Genomic DNA, 22,327 nt, shown 5'->3' on the forward strand with positions numbered 1-22,327 from the left:
GCCAAATTTGTTATATCTTAAGATAAGTTAACATAATTCTTAATAATCACCTTTCCGAGCAGAGAAGCTAGGCGATTGCGCGAAAAATACCGGAGGATAGACTTTAGTGAATAAAAGATGGAGAAATGCAGGGCTGTACGCGCTGCTGTTTATTGTCGTAATTGCGCTGGGAACAGCATTTTTTGACAAACAACCCCAAAGCAGAGAGACATGGCGATACAGTCGCTTTATTCAAGAAGTTCAACAAGGCAGAGTAGAAAAAGTCAGTTTGAGTGCAGACCGTTCTACAGCACTGGTTACACCCAAATATGACCCAGCTAAACGGATTGTTACCTTAGTCAACGATCCAGACCTAATCAATACTTTGACTTCTAAAGGCGTTGATATTTCTGTATTGCCCCAAACCGATGAAGGATTTTGGTTTAAGGCACTGAGCAGCTTATTTTTCCCTGTATTGCTTTTGGTTGGCTTATTCTTCTTGTTACGTCGCGCTCAAAGTGGCCCAGGCAGCCAAGCGATGAACTTTGGCAAATCCAAAGCCAGAGTCCAAATGGAACCACAAACTCAGGTGACATTTGGCGATGTCGCTGGTATTGACCAAGCCAAGTTGGAATTAAACGAAGTTGTAGACTTTCTGAAAAACGCCGATCGCTTTACCGCCGTTGGTGCAAAAATTCCTAAAGGTGTACTGTTAGTTGGTCCTCCTGGTACAGGTAAAACCCTCCTAGCTCGTGCCGTAGCTGGTGAAGCAGGTGTACCCTTCTTCTCAATCTCCGGTTCAGAATTTGTCGAAATGTTCGTCGGTGTGGGTGCATCTCGCGTCCGCGATTTGTTTGAACAAGCTAAGACCAACGCTCCTTGTATCGTCTTCATTGATGAAATTGACGCAGTAGGTCGTCAACGGGGTGCTGGTTTAGGTGGTGGTAACGATGAGCGGGAACAAACCCTCAACCAGTTGCTCACCGAAATGGACGGCTTTGAAGGTAATACAGGCATCATCATTATTGCCGCTACCAACCGCCCTGATGTCCTAGATGCAGCCCTGTTGCGTCCTGGTCGCTTTGACCGTCAAGTTGTGGTAGACCGTCCTGACTACGCCGGACGCAGCGAAATCCTCAAGGTACACGCCCGTGGCAAAACCTTGGCGAAAGATGTGGATTTGGATAAAATTGCCCGTCGTACCCCTGGATTTACTGGCGCTGATTTATCCAACCTGTTGAATGAAGCTGCAATTTTAGCAGCACGTCGGAATTTGACTGAAATTTCAATGGATGAAATCAACGACGCGATCGATCGCGTATTAGCTGGTCCAGAGAAGAAAGACCGGGTAATGAGCGAAAAGCGCAAAACCTTGGTGGCATATCACGAAGCTGGTCACGCCTTAGTTGGTGCTTTGATGCCAGACTATGACCCAGTACAAAAGATTAGCATCATCCCTCGTGGTCGTGCAGGTGGTTTAACTTGGTTTACCCCCAGCGAAGACCGGATGGACACAGGTTTATACAGCCGCGCTTATCTGGAAAATCAGATGGCTGTAGCTTTGGGTGGTCGAATTGCTGAAGAATTAATCTTTGGTGAAGAAGAAGTTACTACTGGTGCTTCTAATGACTTGCAGCAAGTAGCACGGGTTGCGCGTCAAATGATTACCAGATTTGGGATGAGCGATCGCTTAGGCCCAGTCGCCCTTGGTCGCCAGCAAGGTAACATGTTCCTAGGACGGGATATCATGTCAGAGCGTGATTTCTCTGAAGAAACTGCCGCCGCCATTGATGAAGAAGTCCGCAAGCTTGTGGATGTAGCCTATACACGCGCTAAAGAAGTGTTAGTAGGCAACCGCCACATTTTAGATCAAATCGCCCAAATGTTGGTTGAGAAAGAAACGGTAGATGCCGAAGAGTTGCAAGAAATTCTATCGAATAACGATGTAACAACTGCTGCTTTTGCCTAATTCAATTTAGTAGTTAGGAGTTAAGAACAATTTTTAACTCCTAAGTGTTAATAAAAGCCCGGTCTTCATGACCGGGCTTTTAATATGGGGTTATATACCCCGAGGTTTCGTTATAGAGTTTCAGTATAAATCGCTTGTCTGATAGAGACTACCACCTGAGCATAATCAATTCCGGAAAATTAGAAAATTTTTTTAGATACACCCAAATTAAAAAAGCTATAGCTCTGACCTCAAAAGGAAAAAGCTCCAATCTAGCAACAATTTGAGAAGTCTGGATGGTGAAAAATTCCCGAACCCATCATAAGCACAATCCACGAGCTTGCTTGCCCGACTCTGACGATACCCTAACTTTCCGAATCTTGACAGTACTAGCGTTAAGAGTGACTCGATACTCAACCAGCCGCCGATCTTAAACTCTGGATGCCGGTTTCAAAAATAGCCATGCCACAAAGAATGTAGCCGCAGTGAATAGTTGCGTCAAGTCTAAAGCTGATAGATAGCCATCTGCAAATGAAGCAATACTGCGATCGGTAATGCCAAATACCCAAGATGACAGTCCAAACAGCCAAATCCCGTTCTTGAGATTTCCGACGAATTGCTTAGAGTCTGATGGTTTTTGGTCTTTCATGAGCTTCTGTCCCGTTGGTAAAAAATTTGATGATTAATCCGAAATACCTGCCACTAAGAATTTTTTCTGACTCCTGACGTTGAATTTACACTGCCTACTATTAATATTAATAAATATTTCACCTACTTGACTTCAATACCCAAAGGTACATCTTCTAATGATGACATTCCTCCTTTGGTTCTGCTACCTCTGATAGACGACTATGAATTGATTAGGGGCACACAGCTAGCTGTGTGCCCCTACAAATTGACAAATAACTTTGGATAATTTTTATTTTTTGGAAGCCCCTAAACTAAATTTCCGGGTCAACCAAGCGGGTAGTGGGACGACTCTGATACAAATCTTGAACAACTTGGATAGCAGAAACTACAGCTACAAGGGCAATGACTGCAACAGGTAACAAACCTTTGCCAAAGATAGCGATCGCTAGCAGCACAACTGCGCCCCCAAGTCGATACTGGGAACGGATTTTGCAATAACGGATCACTCCAAATCGATGGAGAATGCTGACAGCCAGAGAGCATAATGCTACTGAACCACAGATGAGCCATCGCTGGGAATCGGGTAGTGCTAAAGTTGCCTTACTCAACAAAATTTGTTCTACGCCGACTCCAGCAGCAGTAATCCCAATCACTAGCGGTAAATGGGTGTAGAGCCAGAGATTGACAACACCGACCTTTCCTTCTGTCCGTGCCGTCTCAATAGGTTTACCACCCAAATTATCAAAATAGACCCACCACCAGCTAAAGGCGATAATTAGACCAAATATGGCGGAAATCACAGTTAAAGTATCCCATTTCTGCTCAGAAACACCATTGACCACTGCAATGATTGCTTCACCCAAGACAATAATGGTAAATAGCCCGAAACGTTCCGGTAAGTGGGAAGCGTGGGGAAGTAACCCTACTTGAAACTTATGTCCTTTTAAGGGTGTAGCAAAGTCAATAATGATTCCCAGTGTCCAAAATCCGAACCGCCAAGGGATGGGTACAGATGCTGATATTAACCAAAGCAAGGCTGCGATCGCAAAACCGATAGCATAGCGAGTGGTCAAAGGACGCGCCGAGGGAATATGTCTTCCAGCACGCACGTACTCTATTACAAGCACAGCCCGACCGAGAGCGTAGGAAATGGCAAAACCAGGGGAACTCTCACCCAAACCGTGGTGGATATTAATAGCCATTGCTGCTGCTGTCAGCATTTGTATACCAATCAGCAGTCGATGTCCCACATCATCGCTATCAAAGCGGTTGGCATAGAATGTCGTCCCAATCCATGACCACCAAACTGGTATAAATAGAACTACAAACCCAAATAATCCTGATAGAGAGATATCCTCGTTGAGATTGTGGGCGAGTTGAGAAACTGCAACTACAAAAACCAAATCATAAAAAAGTTCTAGCCAAGTGGCGTGTCGTTCTTCTTCAGTGTCTTCACCAATGCGTAATCTTGGCGGTTGGAGAAAATTTGCCATAGTGCTAATTGCGAATCGCTAATTGTTTTTTAGCATTAGCCGTCATCTATTAGCGAGCGTCTAGACGTTTTTGCTCCCTGCATCTGAAAATTCCCAATAGAAATATTAGTCTATTGAACCTCGTCGCTTTATCAGCAACCTATAATATTTGCAGTGTAGTAATAACGATTGCAGACTCTAGAAGCCGAGTGAAGTCTAGCTCTACAAACTCAAAAGCAACTATACCAACATAAACAATCATATTGGTAACTTAGATGCTAAATTTTAAAGCGGGCGATGGGACTCGAACCCACGACGTTCACCATGGGAAGGTGACTATTATCTTGATTTTGTAATACTTTCAGGCTTTGTGCAAAACGCTACACCCAATTTACACCCAAACTGTAATTTATATGAATTCGTGTTATGTAGTTACATACCATTGCCGCTTACAAGTTATGATGATTGACTGGCTTCGGACTTGGGCTGATTTTATGACTCATTCTATACCTTTGTAGCCAATGGCTCAATGACATCTATTGTTCTACAACAATCGGGTGTAATAAAGTTGTCAATTAAACAGATGCGATCGCTTCAGACACAGACATAGACCTCAGTCTTAAAGTACGCTCAAGCAGTAAATGGGTGTAATTTAGGCTATTATGATAATTGTTAAATTATTTAGGTAAAATACCTAAATTTTTAACCATTTCAAGAGAAAAATCGCCAAAAATCCCATATTTTTAAATTGCCAATTAATCACAGTATGCTCATGTAACTTTTAGTATCTTCTAAAACATATATCAATTAATATAAGGATTTTGATATGTCTACAGAAATTGGTTTGGCTGAATTCATCCAGCAAGTAAAAAAAGAACTACTGACTACTTACCCAAAGAATGAAAATGATACACCAATACTGTGTGTAGATTCTGTTGAGTTGGAACTACAAGTCACAGTCAAAACAGAAGGAAAGGGTGGTATAAAAATTAATGTTCTCCTCGGCGGAGAATTATCAGGCGGGGTTAGTAAGGATGGTGTACAGAAGGTAAAAGTGCAACTCTCGCCACTGTTAACTAAAGAGCAGATTCTCAAAGCCTACTACAAAGAAAATCCGGAAAAATGGCAGAAGTTTTTGGAGACAACTGTGGACGCATTACTGAAAGGTGATGGGGAAAGCAACCTCAATGAAGACCTCGGTGGCTAATATTCAGCACGATGGGTAAAGGGATAAAGTGAACACACTAGAACTGAGATTTTATCCGATTGAAGGGAAGCAGCATAGCTTCAAAGTGAGTGTCGAGGGTTCATCAGGGGAAGTCCATTATGAACCAGAGCTACCTTTTCTTGATGGTGAGATTCCAGATGTTGTGGATAGACGTTTCACTATAGTTAAAGTATTAGAGTCAACTAAGTTTGACAACAATACCTTTGAAGATGAAAATGAGCAGGCTTGGATGCTACGCACAAGCCTTCTGCTGTCAGAGGGGAATGATTTTAAGCCTGGGTATTTGGCTGCTATCGGGAGTATACTCTATCAAGTATTAGGTAATAGTATTCAGCAGGTAATTGAGACAGCAGTAGCAGATGCTAAACGCGATCGCACCTGGTTACATATTCGGTTGAGATTTCCATCTGACGATCCCAAATTTGTCCATTTGACCGATTATCCTTGGGAGTTGCTCCATAACGATTATGATTTTCTGGCACATCAAGGCGTGACTTTCTCTCGTTATATTGCCTATGGCAGTCCTTGTCCCAACTTACCTACTGTTGAGCAGCTCAATGTCTTGTTGATTTCTTCTGGAGCAGGTGATAAAAGGCTGGGGCTACAATCCTTACCTGCTCTTGAGCAAGAAGCGATCGCCCAAGGACTTCAACAAGCCAAAAATGAAGGGTTAATCCAACTGGAAATTCTCGCTCCTCCAACATGGAATGCTCTACGAACACGGTTGCTAGAGCGTCGAAATGCGGCAGTTCCTCATGTTCTCCATTTTGATGGTCATGGTTTTTTTGGAAAGCGCTGTAACCTAGCAGGATGCCGGAAAGCTTATAAGCAGAGTGCAACTCGTTGTGAATGTAGTGCAACATTAGGAGAAGCCCAAGGTTATCTATTGTTTGAGCAATCTGATAGCACTGCCGACTATGTAAGTGCTAGGGAACTTGGTGAAATGTTGGGTAATTTGGAGCGTCGAGAGCAACCTAATTCAGATTGGGGAGTTACATTGGTAGTTCTCAGCGCTTGCAGAAGTGGAATGTCTCGTTTAAGTGAAACTGTCTTTAATGGTGTAGCTCAAAAGTTGATTGGTCAAGGTATTCCGGCTGTGGTGGCAATGCAGTATTCTGTCCGCGTGGATGCTGCTAGTGCTTTTTCTGAAGACTTTTACAAATCACTTGGGCAAAAAGAGTCACTGGCAATCGCACTACGGCGAGGACAAAGTGCAATGGGGATTGAAGGTAATCAATGGTATCGCCCTGTGCTGTATCTGCGTTGGGAAGATAACGAGGGAGGAAAATTATTCAAGGATTCTCCAGAACGACCAAATGGTGAGTCTCAGGTTATCCTTTCCAAGGATGATAGCTCAGTCAACATAGGAGCTACCTTTAGTAGCCCAGATAATGTCAAACGAAAAATTCTCACTGAGCGCCAAGAAAAATTAGAAAAGGAATATACATTAATCAATCAACAAATTGATGAAACTATTGATGAGGTTTTGCGCTCTCGTCTTGAATTAAAGGCTGAAAGGATTTTTCGAGATTTGGAAAAGGTAAAATCTGATTTATCAAAACTATAAATTTTATATTTTTATATTAGTTAATTTTTTATAAAGAGAAAAGGTTGATTCATGAATGTGAGGTCTGAGATACTAAGAGAATCACCAATTGAAGTTAAGCGTAAAACTCTAAATAAGCGTTATACAGATTTGTTAAATCAATATACGTTAGCTAATCAAAAAATTGATGAGACAATTGAAGAGTCTGAACGTTACCGTCGGCAACAAGAGGCAGATAGATTGTACAGCGATCTAGAAGCTGTTGATAGAAAACTAAAACAACTTGATAAACAAAGCATTAATTCAAATCGTCGCTACTTAAATCTTGAACAAGATATAGCCAAAATTGATTTTGAGCAAGTAATGGAAAAAATTGACGAGATTATTCGTGGATTTCGTCGAGGAGTTAGAGGAGATGCATTGATAATAGTTCAAGAAAACCTTGCAATGGCTGGAGATTTATGCATTAAAAGAATACAAGAACGATTAGGGCAGGAAACAGGAGATTTTAAGCATATTGAAATTGAATTTTCTCCTGAAGGATGTTTAGACAAAGTTGGTTTTTTAGAGAAGTTAGCAGAATATTTTAATGCTTCTTTTACTAAAGAGCCAGAGCAATTTGAGCAAGACTGTATTCAACTAATTATAGAAAAAATATGTGGTTCGCTTCAGGGAGGTAGTATTCTTTTTATGGAAGTTAGAAAATGGGATGAGCTACCATGTCAAGAAGATATTTTTCAATGGTTTATTACTAGTTTTTGGATGCCTCTTATAGCTCGTTTAGAAATAGTTTCTCAAACTCATCGACGAGTGAAATTTATTGGTGCTATTGTGGCTGATGCAGAGTTTTCTTCAAGTTGTATCGATTTCGATTATTTATGTCTAGGTGAAAATCCTCCTAAAATGCTGGTGTTACCTTTACAATTTTGGACGGTTGATGAAATTCAGGAATGGTTAGAATGCTATCCGGGTCTGGACAATCCTCGCAGTATACAACTAGCAAAACGTATTCATCGAGCAAGTCAGAAGGGAATTCCATCACTAGTATGTACTGCATTGAGAAAAGAATTTATTGCATAAATAAAATTTTTTAACCGTTCACATAGCTGTTATTTAGATAAACATTGAATGTATGGCTACAGTATCTAACCGATTAAAGTTTACGGGTGATTTCAACGCTCAACCTGAAAATCCACATAAGCATTCACCAACGCACCCAGAACCTTATATAATTTCTCCCGAATTAAAAAAAGCCGTCAATTTAGCTATCTACCTCCGGCGACCATTATTATTAGAAGGAGATGCGGGATGTGGTAAAACTCGCCTCGCTTCGGCTGTTGCTTATGAGTTAGGATTACCCCTTTACCGTTGGGATGTCCGTTCTACTACTAGAGCTTTGGATGGACTATATGAATACGATGCAATTTTGAGACTGCATGATGTACAAACGCAGAAAGTAGCACCACTACCAATAGATGAATCACAAACAGATGAGGATGAAGATGAAGAAAGGTTAAATCATAATCCTGCTAATCCTAAGCACTACCGTAAATTTGGAGCGTTAGGAAAGGCATTTAAGTTAAAAGATTGTCCAGCAGTTGTGTTAATTGATGAGATTGATAAAGCAGATTTAGATTTTCCCAATGATTTGCTGACTGTATTAGATGAGCCTTGGGAATTCAAGATTAAGGAAACTGGGGAAACGATTCGCGCTAACCATAAACCTATTGTCATCATTACTAGTAATAAAGAAAAAGGTAACTTACCTGCGCCATTTCTGCGGCGTTGCTTATATTACTATGTAGACTTTCCTAATGAGAAGAAGCGATTACAGGAAATTGTCGAAAAACATTACCAAGTTCGTGAGGAAACACCCCCGCCTAGTGCTTTGGTGGAGAATGCGGTTGAGCGTTTCCTGGCTGTGTGGAATGAAGGTGGACTCTTCAAGAAACCGGGAACCAGTGAATTTCTTGATTGGCTAAAAGCACTCCACACCTTTGAGCCAAAACCATACAATGCAGCGCAACTTAAAAAAGACAAGCTACTACCCTACCGAGAGTTATTATTTAAGCTTCAGCAAGACTGGAAGAAATATGCTAAAACCTCATGAGTTCCTTTAACCCCCAAGATTTAATTACTCGTGCCTTTATTCGTCTGCGCCAAAGTGGTTTTCAGCTTGGCGTGGGTGAACTTTTGGCGGCGAGACAAGCAGTTGAGGGGGGATTTGGGGAAACTCCAGAAGAATTAGCTGAGACGTTGAAAATTTTATGGTGTCACTCTCCTTCAGAACAAACTCAGTTTGACCCCATTTGGGAATCTCTACCAGTCAATTTAAACCCCAAACTACCTGAAAAAAACCCTGGACAAGAATCAAAACCAGAAAAACATCAACAACAGGAGGAGAAACCCCAAGAAAAACCATCACCACCGCCTTCTCAGGAAACTGGGACTGAAATCAAATCTGAACTGGAACTAGCATCACTCCCAATTCGCGCACCTTTTACTCCTGCGGAAACTGAGGATATATCTACATTACAGGCATACTATCCCATTTCCCGGCGTTCGATGATCTATAGCTGGCGATATCTCCGCCGACCTGTTGGGGATGGGCCATTAAATGTACTAGATGTCGATGCCACCATTGAGCAAACCACTCGCCAGGGATTTTACTTAGCTCCAGTTTACCGCAGACAAGAAAGGAATAATGCCCATCTGTTACTGCTGCTTGACCAAAATGGCTCGATGAACCCGTTTCACCGCTTCACTCGTGATTTAGTGGAAACGGCACTCTACGAAAGTTCTCTGCAACCAGAAAAAGTAGATGTATTTTATTTCCATAACGTGCCTGCTGCCAGTGTTTACAAAGACCTCTACCTGACAGAACCAATTGCTCTACAAAGGGTATTAGCCGCCTGCGATAATCAAACTAGTATATTGATTGTCAGTGATGCTGGCGCTGCACGGGGGTATCGGGAGTTAAAGCGAATTCAGGCAACTACAAGTTGTTTATTTAAATTGAACCAGTACACTTCTTTGATTGCTTGGTTAAATCCTATGCCTGAAGAACGCTGGATTGGCAGTTCAGCAGAAATCATTGCTAATTTGGTGCCAATGTATCAGATGGATAATAATGGCTTAAGTAATGCTATTGATATTGTGCGCGGACAACCTCTCCAACACTTACATTCACCTCTCTCATGACAGATTTAGCTAATGCAGGGCAATTGCGAGAACAGGCGAAACAAGCAGTAGATAGATTTGTGCGGCGTTTCGATAAATCCTATCGACTATTAGCGTATCATGCTGCATTACCTTTGGTACTGACTCCAGAATTAGTAAACTACCTACGCAATGAGTTTTTGCGAAGTGAGCAAGTTCCTTGGGTAGCAGAGGTTGACTTGTTGTTGTCTGACCTGTGCAGTCAAGTGGGGTACGAACTTTACGCAATGGAAACCCATGTGCGGGAATATCTCCTAGAGCAAATGCAGCAAGACTCAAGCTTTGGCAAGCAGCGAATGCAAGAAGTAGCACAGGTCTTATACAGTTATGTCAGTTATCTAAGTCGGCTTAATCCCGGAAGACGGCAACAGGAAATAGAAGCTCAACGATGGGCAGCAATGGTATATTTGGGGGATGAACAGTGTAAAAAGGCAGCGAGTGAAATTGTCCAGCGACTAATAGAAACCATTAGTGGAACAGATAGCGAAATTCTCTCTGACTCTGGTATTCGGGCTGAGTTAGCACGATTAGCACGCATTACCAAAGAACTATCGCCTCAGTTACAGCAAGAGCCTACTTTACTAGAGTCTGCAAGATTGGTACAGCAAGTTTTAAGAACATCACAGAAAGTTCCTGCGCTAGAAGAGTTGGCAAAGATTTTGACATCTTCTAAGCAGATAGTTGCTAATCTGGAAGGCTTTCCACCAATACAAACTTTTGAATTTCAAGTAGCAAGCATCACTATTCAGAGTGATGATATAGAAGCATTTAATCTTCAAATCTTTGAATTTGAAGTAGCAACTATCACAGGAATCAACGAGTCTAATATATCAAGTACAATTAATTCTGTAGAAATTGTTGATAATCTAGTATTTTCTCAAATAGAAAAACACCTAAGTAGAGTTGAAGAGTTAATCATACAGGCAGCAATATCAAATCAAAGTTATAAGAAAATTACAATACAAGGTTATACCACAAACTACCTAAGTAATGTTGCTAGCAAATTATGGAAAGTTTTATCGGCAGCATTAGGCGAAAAAGTTAATAAATCAAATTTAAAGAATGTTATTCAACGGTGGGTAAATTATTCTCAAATAGATATTCACCGCAGTCTTGGACAAGCTCAGTATTTTATCGAAGACTTTGGGAATGGAATTTGGCTAGAGATGGTGCAGATTCCCGGAGGCACTTTTGTAATGGGTTCACCGGAAGATGAACTAGAGCGCCATGATGATGAAGATCCTCAGCATACAGTAACAGTACAGCAATTTTGCATGGGTAAACACCCAGTAACCCAAGCACAGTGGAGAGCAGTAGCAGCACTACCGCAATTTAACCGCGAACTTGATGCTGACCCCTCTGAATTTAAAGGTGCAAATCGACCAGTTGAGCAAGTTTCCTGGTACGATGCGGTTGAATTCTGCGATCGCATCTCCCAACATACAGGAAAAAGCTACCGTCTGCCCAGCGAAGCAGAATGGGAATATGCCTGTCGCGCTGGAACTACCACCCCATTTCATTTTGGTGAAACAATCACATCAAAACTGGCAAACTATAATGCTAGCTACACTTATGGCGCGGGTGTGGAAGGAATATATCGCCAAGAAACTACAGTTGTGGGCAGTTTTGGAGTAGCTAATGCCTTTGGGTTATACGATATGCACGGAAACATAGACGAATGGTGTCTCGATGATTGGCACGATAACTATGAAGGTGCGCCTACAGATGGCAGTGCTTGGCTTGACGAAAATGATAACCTTTATCAAAAACAAGGACGTGCCGTGCTGCGGGGCGGTTCCTGGTTCAACAATCCTGATTTCTGCCGTTCCGCGTCCCGCGTCATCAACAGTTGGGCGGAGCGCGACAACGTCGTCAGCAATGTTGGTTTTCGTGTTGTCTGCGCGTTCGGGAGGATTCTTCAGTAGCCCTTTATACTCTAGTGCTTTAGCCCTTTACTCTTCTTTTTTTGCCCTTTGTTAGCGTAGCGAAGCGGAGCGTTATAAATTTTTTTTCAAATTTAAGCCTGGGAAGTCCCCAAATTTACAATTAAGCAAGAAAGTAAAGCAAGTGGTAATAAATGCCAAAAATAGTTATAAGCCACACACAGAAGACAGCCCAATACTATGTAGAAGACTTAGGTAATGGAATTAATTTAGAGATGGTGGTGATTCCTGCGGACAGTTTTATGATGGGTTCATCAGAAGATGAACTAGAGCGTAGTGATTCAGAAAGCCCTCAGCATTTAGTGAACGTTAAACAATTTTGTATGGGTAAGTATCCAGTTACCCAAGCACAGTGGAAAGCCGTAGCAGCACTACCAGGGGTTAACAGAGAGCTAGAAGCTGACCCATCGAATTTCAAAGGAGATCAACGACCTGTAGAGAAAGTATCTTGGTACGATGCGGTAGAGTTTTGCGATCGCCTTGCTGCCCATACTAAAAGACAGTACCGCCTACCCAGTGAAGCCGAATGGGAATATGCCTGTAGAGCCGGAACTACGACTCCATTCCATTTTGGCGAAACAATTACATCAAAGTTAGCCAACTATGATGCTAACTATACTTATGTCGCAGGTGAGAAAGGAACATATCGACAAGAGACTACACCTGTGGGCAGTTTTGGCGTAGCTAACGCCTTTGGGCTATACGATATGCACGGAAATGTGTTGGAATGGTGTCTCGACGATTGGCACGATAACTATGAACGTGCGCCGACAGATGGTAGTCCTTGGTTTAATGATAATGATAGCCTTTACCAAAGACAAGGAAATGCTGTACTGCGGGGCGGTTCCTGGATCTTCGATCCTGATTACTGCCGTTCCGCGTCCCGCAACCTCAGCTATAGGGCGGAGCGCGACGGCATCCTCAGCACTCTTGGTTTTCGTGTTGTCTGCGCGTTCGGGAGGATTCTTCAGTAGCCCTTTATACTTTAGTCTTTTAGCCCTTTACGCTTGTTCTTTTTTCCTTTTTTGTCGCCTCATGGCGACTCAAATTTTTTTATGAAAATATTAAAATTGATAAAATCAAATGAAAGAATTATCGGTCATCCAAAAGACCTATGATTGTATTAAATGGTATGTGCCAATTATTGAGCGATTGCCGAAAATACATAAGTTTTCTTTAGGAGATAGGATAATTAATCAACTATACGATTTATTGGAGGGTTTAATTAAAGCCAAATATGCGAAAAATAAACTTCCTCAACTAGAATCTCTCAATACAGAGCTAGATATTTTACGATATCAAACACGAATGCTGCTTGACTTCAATAAAATATCAGTTGAGCGATACGAATATGCAATAAAATTATTAGATGAAATTGGTATTGAACTAGGTGGATGGATTAAAAAACAAAGAGAGAGGGAAAACTAAGTTTATTTAAATAAAATATAATGAAGCGTTACGGCAACCTTTACCCTCAAATTATTGATTTTGAAAATATACTTTTAGCATCTCGTCAGGCACAAAAAGGCAAGAGATTTCGGGATAATGTTTTAGATTTTAATTATCATCTAGAAACTGAATTAATTAGATTGCAGGAACACTTAAAAGATAAAACTTATCAGCCAGGAGCTTACCGAACCTTTCACCTGATAAATCCCAAAAGCCGCCTCATTTCAGCCGCACCCTATCGGGATAGGGTTGTTCATCATGCACTATGCAATGTAATAGTACCAATTTTTGAGAGAACTTTCATTGCTGACTCCTACGCTAATCGAATTGGTTTTGGGACGCATCGAGCTTTAAAAAAATTTACTCATTTTGTTAGGAACAGCCGTTATATACTGCAATGTGATATTAGGAAATATTTCCCTACTATTGACCATATAACTTTAAAAGAATTAATACGCCGTAAAATCAAATGCCTCGATACATTGTGGTTAATTGACGCTATCATCGACAACAGCAACGAACAAGAAACGGTAATTGATTATTTTCCTGGTGATGATTTACTTACTCCTGTGACTCGTAGGAGAGGTTTACCTATCGGAAATTTAACTAGCCAATTTTTTGCCAATATTTATTTAAATGGTTTTGACCATTTTATAAAAGAACAGCTAAATATATCCAAATATGTCCGTTATGTTGATGACTTTGCTTTATTTAGTAATGACCGAGAATTCTTAGCAGATGCCAGATTCGCTATAGAAGAATATTTAGCTCAATTGAGGCTGAAAATTCACCCAGTTAAAAGCCAGTTATTTGAAACGAAAATTGGTGCAACTTTTCTAGGGTTTAGAGTATTTTCAGACAGAATACGGGTAAGAAATAGCAATTTACATCAAGCAAGGCGCAGACTCAAGCGATTGAAAACAGACTATGCTCAAGGTAAAATTGAACTCAAGGAAGTAACTCAATCTATAAAAAGTTGGGTTGCTCACTTAGAACATGGCGATACTTGGCAATTACGCAAACAGATATTTACTTCCCTCTGTTTTAGGAGAAAGTAGAGAAGGGGTATGCGAACCCGACTGCGGGGCGGTTCCTGGATCAACAATCCTAAAAACTGCCGTTCCGCGTCCCGCAACAACAACAATAGGGCGGAGCGCGACAACATCAACAACAATATTGGTTTTCGTGTTGTCTGCGCGTTCGGGATGTCTCTTCACCGCGAGAGTCGGCAGGTGGGAATCTGTCGAGAGTGCAACCGAAGAGTCCAGCCTACACCTGTGATGTCGGTGACGATATCCGAAAATCAAACTGGGTGGGGTAGCTTGGTAAGCTTGCTGAACAGTTACCTCACCATCCAACTATTCATATAACTTTTCACACTACTCTTCATTTCCAAGAAAAGTCAACGAATTAGCTTAATAGAGATAAATTACCTTAGCCATATTACTTACAACAAAACATCCAACTGTTTTATTTATCAACCTTGATGGTAGCTAGTTCAACTAAACTAGATGTACTATCAGTCTAATAGTTAGACTGATATTTATGGTTGATGATGATGTAGGCTACGATTACCAACGGGTGCTAAAGCTGCTAAAATTTATGCGCTCCATTCGCTGTAAAACCTTGCATCCCCGCGACTTTACTGAAAAATACCAACTAACTCAAGCTCAACTAGCCGAATTGTTAGGCGTATCCATACAGCTTGTCAAAACTTGGTTTGCACGAGAAAACGCACGACAACCAGAACAGAGGTATTTAGATCGTCTTGCTGAAATTGATGCCCTTTTAGAAATCAAAAAAGTTATTGATGAAAAAATTCCTCCTCACCTGCAAGCACTATTCAATCTAGACAATAGGTTTAATAATTAGACTATAAATCTTGACTTTGCTAGTTGGCAAACTTTATCTTGGTTTAAAACCGTTTGCTACTGATAAATTATGATGTCCACTAGCTTTTTACCCAATGCGGAAGACTTAAATGTAGTTATTCCTAGTCAAGCCAACTCTCAAACAGTACCTCTCAGAGAACCCCTTAAACATCTCCTGATAGGTTCTTCCAAAGCTGTAATTAGCACCATTCGCTACTTACAGGTTATTGGCTATGCAGATGTTGGAGATTGGAGCCAACTCCTACCCACAGGTAATACAGGAGAATTCATGAGTATTCTAAGCCGTAACATTGTAGTGCAATAGCTTCTGGCACTACATAAACACAGTACATGCCCCTAATCGATTAGGGGCATTTTTACGAAAATCAACTTAACTGTTCTTAACGGAATTAGCACTTTTTTCTCTTTAGCTTTGAACTCGCATAAGCTTATGGACGTTACAAAAAGCCCTAAATTGCACCATCTCCTGCAATTGAGAGAGTGATTATTAACTTCAATAAACGTAAATGCAAACAAAAGTTGAAAGCCAGAAAAACTCTTCGGATATGGATAAGTTCACAAACACCACATCTAATTTTGATTCGCAACATTATCCGTTCGTTAATAAGCAAGTAGCATCTAAACTCACTGGTTTATCCGGTGATACCCTCAAGAGGTATAGACTGCAAGGCAAGTTGCAGAAAGATATTCATTGGGTGGTTCTAAACTCAAGAGTAGTGAGGTATAACATTACTCTAGTTTTAGATTGGGTACAAAATCATATTAGTAATCCTAATGCTCATCTGCGAGCAATTGATAACTATTTAGCTTACTTACCCTCTAACCAACGAAAAAGAAGAAAAACCCGTTCATAGAGTAGCAATATAAGCTATAAAACTCTTGCCAGTAGATTCATTCCATGAATGCTCATTAATCATTCAGATAATTAAGTAAGAAATTCTACCCAACACCTAGGCAACCCATACTTACAAGTAAGGTAATTCTTTGCTGCCTATCTGAATTCTCAAAATAAAAAGCCATTAGTGATTGCTTTTTCCTGTGCTAATGGCTCTACTCATCAATTTTTTATTAGTGCCATGAGTATAACAGATAATTCTAATATTAGCGACAGTATTGTTGTTAATCACTCTACTACATCTTCAGGAAATACTTCGCCTTACATAAGCGCCGAACATTTAGAAGAGTGGGTAATAAATAGCGGAGTTTCAGAAAATATTACCCGTCTCAATGTCAGAACCCTAGAAGATAGACAGGAAATAGCACAACACTTAGGTTGGAAGAAATATAGTCATTTACCTGGCTGGTGGTGCAGTGGAATCAATCCTCGGAATGGATTGGCTATGGGAGAGATGCACGGACAATGGAAGCCAGATAAGGAAATGGAATTTCCTCAATCAAATAAACTAGCTAAATACCTTTCCTCCAAAGCTCAACATGATGCTATCTGCTTGAATACAGGAAATCGCCACTATTGGTCAGACATTATTCAAGATATCTCTATTTCAGTATTTATCACTGAAGGATGTAAAAAAGCAGGAGCAGGACTAACGCATGGATACCCAACACTTGCTTTATGTGGAGTAGAAATGGGTTTAGATCATGGAGAGCTAGTTAGTCATTTAGCACTGTTTGCAAAACCAGGACGATGTTTTTACCTGTGTTTTGATGCTGATATTGTCCGCAAGACTCCTGTGCAAAAAGCACTTCTCAGATTATCCAAAGTGCTATGCAAAGCTGGATGCACGGTTCAAGTAGTGATGTGGGACGAGTCTAGGGGTAAGGGTATGGATGACTTTATAGTAGCCAATGGAAAACAGGAATTTGATATTGAAATTGCTAAAGCACAGAGAGTTGAACAATGGTCAAACCACTTCAAAGAAGAAGAACAGCATGGTAATGGTAATAAAATAAAACTACCAGAGCATTCTTTAATGGCGGAAATTATAGCTCCTCAATTAAATAATTTAAAATTCGATTGTCAGGTCAACCAATGGATACAATATCAAAATGGCTATTGGACTACAGTCAGTAAAGAAGTTATTTCGCAAAAAATTATTAGAAAAATAAAAGATACTTATCCTAGCAAAGGGTTTAGTTCAGGCTATCCAGAAGGAGTAATAAAATTCTTGTTGTCTGAGCTACTGTGTAATGATTTTGTTGAACCATCTAATCATTTGCTGCCATTCAAAAATGGGGTTTTGGATTTAAAAACAAATAAACTCATACTCCACTCACCTAATCATTATTTTCGCAACATTATTGATAGAGAACATGACCACAAAGCTACCGATTGGGGCGAAATTGAGAAATGGATGGATTTTGTATTTGAAAATAACCCAAGCCAAAAGCATCTCCTTATATGTTGGTATGCAGCTGTATTACGGGGTATGTGGAAACTTCATAGATTTGCCCTAATTATTGGTTTAGGAGGTACTGGTAAATCTACAGCAATGAAATTAGCGATCGCGTTAATTGGTAAGCGTTTTAGCCATAGCTTAACTATTACCGCTCTCAACAACAACCAATTTCAGACAGCTAATATTTATGACAAGCGGTTAGTTTGTATAAATGACGCTGATAGGTATCGAGGTAACTTAGAGATTTTAAAAAATATTACTGGAGGAGATGAAATTAATATCGAGCAGAAATATGAGAGAGCATTCAGCGCTGTATATAAAGGTATGGTAATGATTACTGCCAATAATTTCGTATTTTCTGCTCATGATTCCGGGCTGGATAGACGGATGATTCTTTTTAAATTTGACCGTCAATTACCTAATATAGATACTATTTTTTTAGAAAAACTCACTGCACAAATATCTGGTTTCACTAATTACCTGCTAAGTATCCCTGAGCCTGAAATTGTACATACTCTGCTTTACAAAGTTGATGAAAGCGGAACCAGAAAGCAAAATGATGTAGAAGCTTTACTGCAAACAAACTCTTTAGCTGATTGGTTAAATAATAGCTATGTCTACGATCCAGACAACCAAGTGCCAATCGGTGTAGACAAATACAATATCAATCAACTATATGGTGATTATTGTATTTATTGCCATAAAACTCGGTCTAAACCTTGTAGCAACAAGGAGTTTAGTCCAGAAATTATCCGCCTGGGGCGAGGAAAACTGGAAAAAGTTAAAATTAGAAGCGGTTTCATGATTCGTGGACTCAGACGAGATGATTCAGGAGGATTAATCGAATCTATCATCCATCAATCCTAGCTCAGTTAAAATTTCCTTGTTCACCCTGCACACTCTTCACAGTCTGCTCTTAGTTATCAAAAGTCTTGTTATACAAGGAATTATCTAATGCAGGGTAAATATGTGCAAAGGGTTAACTTCCAACCCATACTGCACAATCTAGATACTACGTTGTAGCAAGGGTTTCAGCTATCATAGATTACCCCAGTGCAGGCTGTGCAGGATGAAAGTGAAAAATTATAACTTCTAATAGCTTATTGCCCATTTACATCAAGATAACTAGCCCTAAACACCTAAAAGGCAACAAAAAATAATTAGGACGCTCGTTTCTTAAGTGACATCCTAAAATATTTGTCATTAAGTATATTATGAGACTTTAAGATTCATAGGTTATAACTTAGTTGATAAGACAGGATTAGGAATTACTTAGGTTTTTTAAGTAACTCTAAACACAAAAATGGGTGCTTTTCTATAAGCCGATATGCCAGAGTCGTTAAACTTCTCATTTCTTGCAGTCCACGATCAACAACTTGTGCGCTTGGGTGCTTTAGCAGAGCGATATTTTGCCGACGATCCCAATACTTGTTTGATTAAGTTGCGACAGTTTGGTGAATTGCTGGCGCAATTAGCAGCAGCCAATATTGGGCTTTATGAGGTAGCAGATGAACGGCAGATTGATTTACTCAATCGGTTGCGCGATCGCGGTTTAATCAAAGGTGAAGTAGATCGTCTGTTTCATGAGTTGCGGAAAATTGGTAATCAGGCGACTCACGAGCTTTCTGGCAATCACCGCACGGCGTTAAGTGGGCTGAAATATGCTCTTGCGTTAGGTATTTGGTTTCATCGCGCTTTTGGTGGAGGTTGCAATTTTGATCCAGGTGCGTTTATTCCTCCACCTGACCCAAAAATAGAGACAGAGACACTCAAAGCAGAATTAGCACGCTTGCGAGATGAGGCGCAAAGGCATTTAGTAATTGCGGAAACTGAAGCACAACGACGCACCTCTGCTGAAGATTTAGCACAGGAAGCCCAAGCCAAAGTGCAGGAGGTATTACAACATTTAGTAGAAATTCAAGCCCAAGCTCAAAACCAGTCACAGCATAGCATTCAGCAGACAATTACTCAAGCCCAAGTCGCTGAAAGTGGAGTGCGGTTGGATGAGAGGGAGACACGCCGACTGATTGATATTCAATTACGTGCGGCTGGATGGGAAGCAGATTCAGAAGAATTGACTTATCAAAATAGTATACGTCCTCAGAAAGGAAGAAATTTAGCGATCGCAGAATATCCCACTGCTAATGGACGAGCCGACTACGCCTTATTCTGTGGCTTGCAGATCGTCGGAGTAGTGGAAGCCAAGCGTCAGAGTAAAGATGTCTCTGAAGGAGCATTGAACCAAGCCAAACGCTACAGTGAAGGTTTCCAAGTCTTGGGTGAGGAACTTTTGGCTGGTGGCCCTTGGCAAAACTACAAAGTGCCGTTTGTATTTGCTACCAACGCTAGGCCATATTTGCAGCAGCTTCAGACCAAGAGTGGGATTTGGTTCTGTGATTTGCGCCGTCCAACTAATCTGCGGGTATGCCTTGCCACATGGCACAGTCCTCAAGGGTTATTAGATGCCTTAGCTCAAGATATTGACCAGGCAAATACTCGTTTAACCCAGGAAGGCTTTAACTATGGGCTAGAGTTGCGTGATTATCAAATTCGTGCTATCCAAGCAGTAGAGTCTGCGCTAGCCAGGGAACAACGAATATTACTGTTAGCAATGGCAACAGGTACAGGCAAAACTAAAACTTGTATTGCTTTAGTGTATCGGTTACTCAAAACCAAGCGATTTCGACGCATATTATTTCTGGTCGATCGCACTGCACTAGGAGAACAAACCTCCAATGCCTTTAAAGATTCCCGGATGGAGAACCTACAAAGTTTTGCTGATATCTTCGAGATTAAGGATCTCAAAGAGATTGAACTCGATCGGGATACCAAAGTGCATATTGCCACGGTGCAAGGTATGGTTAAGCGAGTTCTTTACCCCTCCGATAGTGCATCTGTAATTACACCAGACCAGTATGATTGCATTGTCGTAGATGAGTGTCACCGGGGCTATTTACTAGATCGAGAATTAAGCGATCGCGAACTAGAGTTTCGGGATTTTAACGATTACGTCTCAAAATACCGTCGAGTGTTGGAGCATTTCGACGCTGTAAAAATTGGTTTAACTGCAACTCCCGCACTGCACACCACCCAAATTTTTGGTGAACCTGTTTACATCTACAGCTATCGAGAAGCTGTGATAGATGGCTGGTTAATTGATCATGAAGTACCTTTCAAGATTAGGACAAAGTTATCTGAGGAGGGGATGGTTTGGAATCCTGGTGAGCAGATGGAATTTTTCAATCCCCAAACAGGGCAACTTGACTTAGTTCATGCCCCTGATGAGGTAAAAATTGAGGTAGAACAGTTTAACCGCAAAGTGATTACAGAAGATTTTAACCGAGTTGTCTGTGAAGCATTAGCCCAGCATATTGATCCATCTCTGCCAGAAAAAACGTTGATTTTCTGTGCTACCGACGGCCATGCAGATATTGTGGTTAACCAACTTAAGCAAGCATTTCAGTCTATCTATGGCAGTGTGGAGGATGATGCAATTGTCAAAATTACACGCAATGCAGATAAGCCATTAGAGTTGATTCGCAAGTTCCGCAATGAAGTTAATCCCAAGGTGGCTGTTACCGTAGACTTACTTACTACAGGAATTGATATTCCCGCGATTTGTAATTTAGTGTTTATTCGTCGCGTCAATTCCCGCATTCTCTACGAGCAGATGTTGGGAAGGGCAACTCGTCTTTGTAATGAAATCAACAAAGAGGTCTTTCGTATTTTTGATGCAGTGCGATTATATGAAGCGATCGCTCCTGTCTCTAGTATGAAACCTGTGGTGGTTAACCCTAATATCTCCTTTACTCAATTGGTGGAGGAGTTGGAAACAGTCAAAAATCCTGATGCTTTAGAAACAGTCATTAACCAACTACTGGTGAAAATTCAGCGCAAACGCAGGCATTTGAGTCCTAACAATCAAGAACAGTTAGAAGCGATCGCCGGAATGCCATTATCAAATATGGTTTCCCATCTCAAGCAAAGTACACCACAGCAGGTAAGGGAATGGTGGGAACAAAGAAAAGCGATCGCTCAAATTCTGGATCTTCGAGATGGTGGAACTGTGCCAATGCTGATTTCTCGCCATGCTGATGAGTTAGTGGGTATTGAACGGGGTTATGGCAATGCCGAACGTCCAGAAGATTATTTAGATAGCTTTAGAGCTTTCTTGTTAGAGAACATGAACAAGATTCCCGCTTTAATAGTTGTTACACAGCGTCCCCGTGAGTTAACTAGAGCGCAACTCAAGGAACTACGAATAGGACTATATACGGCAGGATATACAGAAATTAACCTAAAAACTGCATGGCGAGAAATTACCAATGAAGATATTGCTGCTTCTATCATTGGCTTTATCCGTCAGGCTACTTTGGGTGATGCTTTGATTCCCTACACAGAACGGGTAGATCGGGCGATGAAAAAAATTCTGGCAAGTCAGCTTTGGACTCCTCCTCAACGCAAGTGGTTAGAACGCATTGGCAAACAGATGAAAGCGGAAACAATCGTTGATCGGGAAGCTTTGGATAAAGGGGAATTTAAAACCCAAGGTGGCGGATTTGAAAGACTCAATAAGGTTTTTGACGGCGATTTAGAGAATATTGTGATCCAGATTCACAAAAATATTTGGGATGTTGCTAATTAAATATCTCATACAAAGATGC

The 22,327-nt window shown here is 40.9% G+C and carries 17 protein-coding genes and 1 tRNA gene; 15 read left to right on the plus strand and 3 right to left on the minus strand.

What is annotated here, in order from left to right; all coding sequences use genetic code 11:
• Positions 1 to 106 precede the first annotated feature (106 nt).
• Positions 107 to 1,948 carry an ATP-dependent zinc metalloprotease FtsH3 gene (gene ftsH3 / locus NPUN_RS24650; protein ID WP_012411183.1) on the plus strand — a complete coding sequence of 614 codons (1,842 nt, stop codon included), beginning with the start codon at positions 107 to 109 and terminating at the stop codon, positions 1,946 to 1,948.
• 409 nt (positions 1,949 to 2,357) lie between these two features.
• On the opposite strand, the gene NPUN_RS24655 is transcribed toward ftsH3, so the two are convergent.
• The 3 genes from NPUN_RS24655 to NPUN_RS40980 form a co-directional block, all read right to left on the minus strand.
• The gene (locus tag NPUN_RS24655) at positions 2,358 to 2,576 is read right to left on the minus strand and encodes a hypothetical protein (protein ID WP_012411184.1); all 219 of its coding nucleotides are present in this window, start codon (positions 2,574 to 2,576) and stop codon (positions 2,358 to 2,360) included.
• A 292-nt stretch (positions 2,577 to 2,868) separates the two neighbouring features.
• Positions 2,869 to 4,050: a low temperature requirement protein A gene (locus tag NPUN_RS24660; RefSeq protein ID WP_012411185.1), complete on the minus strand. Its 1,182-nt coding sequence runs from the start codon at positions 4,048 to 4,050 to the stop codon at positions 2,869 to 2,871.
• Positions 4,051 to 4,318: 268 nt separating this feature from the next.
• Positions 4,319 to 4,428: transfer RNA gene (locus NPUN_RS40980), tRNA-OTHER, on the minus strand.
• 427 nt (positions 4,429 to 4,855) lie between these two features.
• On the opposite strand from NPUN_RS40980, the gene NPUN_RS24665 reads away from it, so the two are divergent.
• The 14 genes from NPUN_RS24665 (at position 4,856) to hsdR (ending at position 22,308) form a co-directional block, all read left to right on the plus strand.
• The gene (locus tag NPUN_RS24665) at positions 4,856 to 5,236 is read left to right on the plus strand and encodes a trypco2 family protein (RefSeq protein WP_012411186.1); all 381 of its coding nucleotides are present in this window, start codon (positions 4,856 to 4,858) and stop codon (positions 5,234 to 5,236) included.
• 28 nt (positions 5,237 to 5,264) lie between these two features.
• A complete protein-coding gene (locus tag NPUN_RS24670) occupies positions 5,265 to 6,824 on the plus strand; it encodes a CHAT domain-containing protein (protein WP_012411187.1) in 1,560 nt (519 codons plus the stop codon).
• Between the two features lie 51 nt (positions 6,825 to 6,875).
• Positions 6,876 to 7,883 carry a hypothetical protein gene (locus NPUN_RS24675; protein WP_012411188.1) on the plus strand — a complete coding sequence of 336 codons (1,008 nt, stop codon included), beginning with the start codon at positions 6,876 to 6,878 and terminating at the stop codon, positions 7,881 to 7,883.
• Positions 7,884 to 7,935: 52 nt separating this feature from the next.
• On the plus strand, positions 7,936 to 8,913 hold the full coding sequence (locus NPUN_RS24680) for an AAA family ATPase (protein WP_012411189.1): 978 nt from the start codon (positions 7,936 to 7,938) through the stop codon (positions 8,911 to 8,913).
• The gene (locus tag NPUN_RS24685) at positions 8,910 to 10,004 is read left to right on the plus strand and encodes a VWA containing CoxE family protein (RefSeq protein WP_012411190.1); all 1,095 of its coding nucleotides are present in this window, start codon (positions 8,910 to 8,912) and stop codon (positions 10,002 to 10,004) included. The genes NPUN_RS24680 and NPUN_RS24685 overlap by 4 nt, the downstream gene beginning before the upstream one ends.
• The gene (locus NPUN_RS24690; protein ID WP_012411191.1) at positions 10,001 to 11,947 is read left to right on the plus strand and encodes a formylglycine-generating enzyme family protein; all 1,947 of its coding nucleotides are present in this window, start codon (positions 10,001 to 10,003) and stop codon (positions 11,945 to 11,947) included. The genes NPUN_RS24685 and NPUN_RS24690 overlap by 4 nt, the downstream gene beginning before the upstream one ends.
• A gap of 152 nt (positions 11,948 to 12,099) precedes the next feature.
• Entirely contained in the window at positions 12,100 to 12,939 is an 840-nt protein-coding gene (locus NPUN_RS24695) for a formylglycine-generating enzyme family protein (protein ID WP_012411192.1), read from the plus strand.
• 109 nt (positions 12,940 to 13,048) lie between these two features.
• Positions 13,049 to 13,393 (plus strand): diversity-generating retroelement protein Avd, encoded by a 345-nt coding sequence (avd, locus tag NPUN_RS24700; protein WP_012411193.1) that lies wholly within the window; start codon positions 13,049 to 13,051, stop codon positions 13,391 to 13,393.
• 20 nt (positions 13,394 to 13,413) lie between these two features.
• The gene (locus NPUN_RS24705; RefSeq protein ID WP_012411194.1) at positions 13,414 to 14,472 is read left to right on the plus strand and encodes an RNA-directed DNA polymerase; all 1,059 of its coding nucleotides are present in this window, start codon (positions 13,414 to 13,416) and stop codon (positions 14,470 to 14,472) included.
• Between the two features lie 487 nt (positions 14,473 to 14,959).
• A complete protein-coding gene (locus NPUN_RS24710) occupies positions 14,960 to 15,286 on the plus strand; it encodes a helix-turn-helix domain-containing protein (RefSeq protein WP_012411195.1) in 327 nt (108 codons plus the stop codon).
• Between the two features lie 69 nt (positions 15,287 to 15,355).
• On the plus strand, positions 15,356 to 15,610 hold the full coding sequence (locus tag NPUN_RS24715; RefSeq protein WP_012411196.1) for a hypothetical protein: 255 nt from the start codon (positions 15,356 to 15,358) through the stop codon (positions 15,608 to 15,610).
• Positions 15,611 to 15,812: 202 nt separating this feature from the next.
• Positions 15,813 to 16,160, plus strand: a complete 348-nt coding sequence (locus tag NPUN_RS24720; protein WP_012411197.1) for a hypothetical protein — start codon at positions 15,813 to 15,815, stop codon at positions 16,158 to 16,160.
• A gap of 222 nt (positions 16,161 to 16,382) precedes the next feature.
• The gene (locus NPUN_RS24725; protein ID WP_012411198.1) at positions 16,383 to 18,530 is read left to right on the plus strand and encodes a DUF3854 domain-containing protein; all 2,148 of its coding nucleotides are present in this window, start codon (positions 16,383 to 16,385) and stop codon (positions 18,528 to 18,530) included.
• A gap of 460 nt (positions 18,531 to 18,990) precedes the next feature.
• Positions 18,991 to 22,308, plus strand: coding sequence for a type I restriction-modification system endonuclease (hsdR, locus tag NPUN_RS24730; RefSeq protein WP_012411199.1), 3,318 nt, complete (start codon positions 18,991 to 18,993; stop codon positions 22,306 to 22,308).
• Positions 22,309 to 22,327: the final 19 nt, after the last annotated feature.

Source organism: Nostoc punctiforme PCC 73102 (assembly GCF_000020025.1).
In the GTDB taxonomy this organism is placed as follows: domain Bacteria; phylum Cyanobacteriota; class Cyanobacteriia; order Cyanobacteriales; family Nostocaceae; genus Nostoc; species Nostoc punctiforme.

What these genes read in the sequence shown, in the direction of transcription:
- NPUN_RS24655 (WP_012411184.1), bottom strand. Translation starts at nt 2,576, where the DNA reads ATGAAAGACCAAAAACCATCAGACTCTAAGCAATTCGTCGGAAATCTC.
- NPUN_RS24660 (WP_012411185.1), bottom strand. Translation starts at nt 4,050, where the DNA reads ATGGCAAATTTTCTCCAACCGCCAAGATTACGCATTGGTGAAGACACT.
- NPUN_RS24665 (WP_012411186.1), top strand. Translation starts at nt 4,856, where the DNA reads ATGTCTACAGAAATTGGTTTGGCTGAATTCATCCAGCAAGTAAAAAAA.
- NPUN_RS24675 (WP_012411188.1), top strand. Translation starts at nt 6,876, where the DNA reads ATGAATGTGAGGTCTGAGATACTAAGAGAATCACCAATTGAAGTTAAG.
- NPUN_RS24680 (WP_012411189.1), top strand. Translation starts at nt 7,936, where the DNA reads ATGGCTACAGTATCTAACCGATTAAAGTTTACGGGTGATTTCAACGCT.
- NPUN_RS24685 (WP_012411190.1), top strand. Translation starts at nt 8,910, where the DNA reads ATGAGTTCCTTTAACCCCCAAGATTTAATTACTCGTGCCTTTATTCGT.
- NPUN_RS24690 (WP_012411191.1), top strand. Translation starts at nt 10,001, where the DNA reads ATGACAGATTTAGCTAATGCAGGGCAATTGCGAGAACAGGCGAAACAA.
- NPUN_RS24695 (WP_012411192.1), top strand. Translation starts at nt 12,100, where the DNA reads ATGCCAAAAATAGTTATAAGCCACACACAGAAGACAGCCCAATACTAT.
- avd (WP_012411193.1), top strand. Translation starts at nt 13,049, where the DNA reads ATGAAAGAATTATCGGTCATCCAAAAGACCTATGATTGTATTAAATGG.
- NPUN_RS24705 (WP_012411194.1), top strand. Translation starts at nt 13,414, where the DNA reads ATGAAGCGTTACGGCAACCTTTACCCTCAAATTATTGATTTTGAAAAT.
- NPUN_RS24710 (WP_012411195.1), top strand. Translation starts at nt 14,960, where the DNA reads ATGGTTGATGATGATGTAGGCTACGATTACCAACGGGTGCTAAAGCTG.
- NPUN_RS24715 (WP_012411196.1), top strand. Translation starts at nt 15,356, where the DNA reads ATGATGTCCACTAGCTTTTTACCCAATGCGGAAGACTTAAATGTAGTT.
- NPUN_RS24720 (WP_012411197.1), top strand. Translation starts at nt 15,813, where the DNA reads ATGCAAACAAAAGTTGAAAGCCAGAAAAACTCTTCGGATATGGATAAG.
- NPUN_RS24725 (WP_012411198.1), top strand. Translation starts at nt 16,383, where the DNA reads ATGAGTATAACAGATAATTCTAATATTAGCGACAGTATTGTTGTTAAT.
- hsdR (WP_012411199.1), top strand. Translation starts at nt 18,991, where the DNA reads ATGCCAGAGTCGTTAAACTTCTCATTTCTTGCAGTCCACGATCAACAA.